At 48.5% G+C, this 5393-nt stretch carries 1 tRNA gene and 3 rRNA genes; all 4 read right to left on the bottom strand.

What is annotated here, in order from left to right:
* Window positions 1-14 precede the first annotated feature (14 nt).
* Window positions 15-131 (bottom strand): 5S ribosomal RNA (rrf, locus tag K5Q12_RS07045).
* Window positions 132-222: 91 nt separating this feature from the next.
* Window positions 223-3136, bottom strand: a 23S ribosomal RNA gene (locus tag K5Q12_RS07040).
* A 187-nt stretch (window positions 3137-3323) separates the two neighbouring features.
* Window positions 3324-3396, bottom strand: a tRNA-Ala gene (locus K5Q12_RS07035).
* Window positions 3397-3509: 113 nt separating this feature from the next.
* Window positions 3510-5059, bottom strand: a 16S ribosomal RNA gene (locus tag K5Q12_RS07030).
* Together the 16S, 23S and 5S rRNA genes with 1 tRNA gene alongside form the textbook arrangement of a ribosomal RNA operon.
* Between the last annotated feature and the right edge of the window lie 334 nt (window positions 5060-5393).

The raw sequence follows: 5393 nt of genomic DNA, 5'->3' as shown, positions 1-5393 counted from the left end.
ACTTCCTATGTACGGCACCGCATCTTCCTATCCTCGCAGCCAGCGATCCGGCAACTACTTTCGGCGTGATAGAGCTTAACTTCTGTGTTCGGAATGGGAACAGGTGTGTCCTCTATGCTATCGACACGACACCTTTGAGTTATTCACTCAAAACTAAATAGTATCAAATTCTTCTCTTAATTGAACCACTCATAAGTGTTTCTTGAACTTTCGTTCTTGACTTTGGTTAAGTCCTCGACCGATTAGTACTAGTCCGCTACATGCCTCACAGCACTTCCACTTCTAGCCTATCTACCTCATCATCTCTAAGGGGTCTTACTTCATTAAGAATGGGAAATCTCATCTCGAGGCGAGTTTCACACTTAGATGCTTTCAGCGTTTATCTCATCCAAACATAGCTACCCAGCAATGCTCCTGGCGGAACAACTGGTACACCAGCGGTTTGTTCACCCCGGTCCTCTCGTACTAAGGGCAACTCCTCTCAAATTTCCTGCGCCCGCGACGGATAGGGACCGAACTGTCTCACGACGTTCTGAACCCAGCTCGCGTACCGCTTTAATGGGCGAACAGCCCAACCCTTGGGACCGACTACAGCCCCAGGATGCGATGAGCCGACATCGAGGTGCCAAACCTCCCCGTCGATGTGGACTCTTGGGGGAGATGAGCCTGTTATCCCCAGGGTAGCTTTTATCCGTTGAGCGATGGCCCTTCCATGCGGAACCACCGGATCACTAAGTCCTACTTTCGTACCTGCTCGAGTTGTAGCTCTCGCAGTCAAGCTTGCTTATGCCTTTACACGCTACGAATGATTTCCAACCATTCTGAGCAAACCTTTGAGCGCCTCCGTTACCTTTTAGGAGGCGACCGCCCCAGTCAAACTGCCCGCCAGACACTGTCCACGATCGCGATCAGCGACCAGTGTTAGAATGTTCATACAACGAGGGTAGTATCCCACCGTGCGACTCCGTCTAGACTGGCGTCCAAACTTCTACGTCTCCTACCTATGCTGTACAAGCAGCACAAACATTCAATATCAAGCTACAGTAAAGCTCCATGGGGTCTTTCCGTCCTGTCGCGGGTAACCCGCATCTTCACGGGTATTTAAATTTCACCGAGTCCCTCGTTGAGACAGTGCCCAGATCGTTACGCCTTTCGTGCGGGTCGGAACTTACCCGACAAGGAATTTCGCTACCTTAGGACCGTTATAGTTACGGCCGCCGTTTACTGGGGCTTCAATTCGTACCTTCGCCGAAGCTAAGCACTCCTTTTAACCTTCCAGCACCGGGCAGGCGTCAGCCCCTATACTTCATCTTACGATTTTGCAGAAACCTGTGTTTTTGATAAACAGTCGCCTGGGCCTATTCACTGCGGCTCATCTTTTACAATGAGCACCCCTTCTCCCGAAGTTACGGGGTCATTTTGCCGAGTTCCTTAACGAGGGTTCTCTCGCTCACCTTAGTGTTCTCCACTCGACTACCTGTGTCGGTTTGCGGTACGGGCAGTGTAATACTTCCTAGAAGCTTTTCTCGGCAGTGTGACATCTCAGACTTCTCTACTTTATTTCGATCCGCATCACAGCTTGTCCTTATAGTAGAAAGCATTTCACTCTCTACAAGACTTACTGCTTGCACGCACATATCCATCAGTGCGCATCTGGTAGCCTCCTGCGTCCCTCCATTGGTCAAACGCATTACTACTGGTACAGGAATCTCAACCTGTTAGCCATCGACTACGCTTCTCAGCCTCGCCTTAGGTCCCGACTAACCCTGGGTGGACGAGCCTTCCCCAGGAAACCTTAGTCATTCGGTGGACAGGATTCTCACCTGTCTTTCGCTACTCATACCGGCATTCTCACTTGTAAGCGCTCCAGCAGTCCTTACGGTCTACCTTCATTGCCCTTACAACGCTCTCCTATCGCGCCACTTTGTGGCACCCGCAGTTTCGGTAATATGTTTAGCCCCGGTACATTTTCCGCGCAATGGCACTCGACTAGTGAGCTATTACGCACTCTTTAAATGGTGGCTGCTTCTAAGCCAACATCCTAGTTGTCTATGCACTATCACATCGTTTTCCACTTAACATATATTTAGGGACCTTAACTGGCGATCTGGGCTGTTCCCCTTTCGACGGTGGATCTTATCACTCATCGTCTGACTCCCATTCATACATATCTGGCATTCGGAGTTTATCAAACTTTGGTAACCCGAGGTGGGCCCCTAGGCTTAACAGTGCTCTACCTCCAGTATGCTAATAATGAGGCTAGCCCTAAAGCTATTTCGGAGAGAACCAGCTATCTCCAAGTTCGTTTGGAATTTCACCGCTACCCACAGTTCATCCGAGCATTTTTTAACATGCACCGGTTCGGACCTCCAGTAAGTTTTACCTCACCTTCATCCTGACCATGGGTAGGTCACCTGGTTTCGGGTCTACAGCATCGTACTATTCGCGCTATTCACACTCGCTTTCGCTGCGGCTCCGGTCTTTCCACCTTAACCTCGCACGATACCGTAACTCGCCGGTTCATTCTACAAAAGGCACGCCATCACCCATTAACGGGCTCTGACTTCTTGTAGGCGTCGTGGTTTCAGGAACTATTTCACTCCCCTTCCGGGGTGCTTTTCACCTTTCCCTCACGGTACTGGTTCACTATCGGTCACTAGGGAGTATTTAGCCTTACGGGATGGTCCCCGCAGATTCCGACCGGATTTCACGTGTCCGGCCGTACTCAGGATCCTGAAAGGAGTGTGCTTCATTTCGCGTACGGGGCTATCACCCTCTCTAGCCAAGTTTCCCAACTTGTTCTGCTATAAAACACTTTTGTAACTCCTATATATCAGTCCTACAACCCCAGAATGCAAGCACTCTGGTTTGGGCTCTTCCCCTTTCGCTCGCCGCTACTTAGGGAATCGATTTTTCTTTCTTCTCCTGCTGCTAATGAGATGTTTCAGTTCACAGCGTGTTCCGTCATTATCCTATGTATTCAAATAATGACAACTCTTTTCGAGTTAGGTTTCCCCATTCGGAAATCTCTGGGTCATAGCGTACTTACCGCTCACCAAAGCTTATCGTAGTTAGTCACGTCCTTCATCGGCTCCTAGTGCCAAGGCATCCACCACGCGCCCTTATTAACTTAACCTATACAACCGTAGTTGTGGTTTAGTTTATGAGTTGGTCTTCTTTCAGACCTGCGATTAAACCGTTCTTTTTAAAGAACTTTTTGTGTTGTTTCTCGGTTCAATTTAGAATAATGTTTCCATTACTTTAAAAGAATTTGTTACTATTCAGTTTTCAATGTACAACCTCGACAATCTCGCGATTGTCTATGGAGAATAGCGGGATCGAACCGCTGACCCCCTGCTTGCAAAGCAGGTGCTCTCCCAGCTGAGCTAATTCCCCATAGGATCATCTTTGACCATGATACCTATTACAGTACCACACTCAAAACTAAACAAAACTTTGAACGCACTTATTTGCAATTAAATGCACTGTTACCTTCCGTTTATCCTTAGAAAGGAGGTGATCCAGCCGCAGGTTCTCCTACGGCTACCTTGTTACGACTTCACCCCAGTCATCTGTCCTGCCTTAGACGGCTCCCTCCCGAAGGTTAGGCCACCGGCTTTGGGCATTACAAACTCCCATGGTGTGACGGGCGGTGTGTACAAGACCCGGGAACGTATTCACCGCGGCGTGCTGATCCGCGATTACTAGCGATTCCGACTTCGTGCAGTCGAGTTGCAGACTGCAGTCCGAACTGAGACGTACTTTAAGAGATTAGCTCACCTTCGCAGGTTGGCAACTCGTTGTATACGCCATTGTAGCACGTGTGTAGCCCAGGTCATAAGGGGCATGATGATCTGACGTCGTCCCCGCCTTCCTCCGGTTTGTCACCGGCAGTCTCGCTAGAGTGCCCATCTGAATGCTGGCAACTAACAATAAGGGTTGCGCTCGTTGCGGGACTTAACCCAACATCTCACGACACGAGCTGACGACGACCATGCACCACCTGTCACTTTGTCTCCGAAGAGAACACTTCTATCTCTAAAAGCTTCAAAGGATGTCAAGACCTGGTAAGGTTCTTCGCGTTGCTTCGAATTAAACCACATGCTCCACCGCTTGTGCGGGTCCCCGTCAATTCCTTTGAGTTTCAACCTTGCGGTCGTACTCCCCAGGCGGAACACTTAATGCGTTAGCTTCGGCACTAAGAGGCGGAAACCTCCTAACACCTAGTGTTCATCGTTTACGGTGTGGACTACCAGGGTATCTAATCCTGTTTGCTACCCACACTTTCGAGCCTCAACGTCAGTTGTTGTCCAGTAAGCCGCCTTCGCCACTGGTGTTCTTCCATATATCTACGCATTCCACCGCTACACATGGAGTTCCACTTACCTCTACAACACTCAAGTTAACCAGTTTCCAATGCCATTCCGGAGTTGAGCTCCGGGCTTTCACATCAGACTTAATCAACCGTCTGCGCTCGCTTTACGCCCAATAAATCCGGATAACGCTCGGGACATACGTATTACCGCGGCTGCTGGCACGTATTTAGCCGTCCCTTTCTGGTATGGTACCGTCAAACTAAGATCATTCCCTACCTTAGCATTTCTTCCCATACAACAGTGCTTTACGACCCGAAAGCCTTCATCACACACGCGGCGTTGCTCCATCAGGCTTTCGCCCATTGTGGAAGATTCCCTACTGCAGCCTCCCGTAGGAGTTTGGGCCGTGTCTCAGTCCCAATGTGGCCGATCAGTCTCTCAACTCGGCTATGCATCATCGTCTTGGTAAGCCTTTACCTCACCAACTAACTAATGCACCGCGGATCCATCTCTAGGTGACGCCGTAGCGCCTTTTAACTCCTTATCATGCGACATGAAGTTTTATTCGGTATTAGCATCTGTTTCCAAATGTTATCCCCAGCCTTGAGGCAGGTTATCCACGTGTTACTCACCCGTTCGCCACTCGCTTGAAAGGTGCAAGCACCTTTCGCTGCGCGTTCGACTTGCATGTATTAGGCACGCCGCCAGCGTTCATCCTGAGCCAGGATCAAACTCTCAATTTAAAATGAATTTTAAATTCATCGCTTGAAGATGTACTCTTCGATTAAACTGACTAATTGCTATATCTCTATAACGACTATCCGTTTATTGTTTGTTACGAATTGACTTCGCAAATTTGTTTTAGTTATTACTTCGTAATAACTGGCAACAGATTCGTTTGTTCAAAGTTTTGTTCAGTTTTCAATGTGCTACTCGTTGTCGCTGAGACAACTATATTATATTAACAACTTATCTCGCGTTTGTCAACACCTTTTTTAAAATGTTTTTCTCTCTCGCGCTTTCCGCTCTTAACACAACTTTATTACTATACTATCTCTTCTCAAAGTTGTCAACCCT

It is taken from the genome of Leuconostoc palmae (genome assembly GCF_019656075.1).
GTDB classification, from domain to species: Bacteria; Bacillota; Bacilli; order Lactobacillales; family Lactobacillaceae; genus Leuconostoc; species Leuconostoc palmae.
Note: the sequence above shows the minus strand (reverse complement) of the source record. Positions and strands in the feature narration are given on the sequence as shown.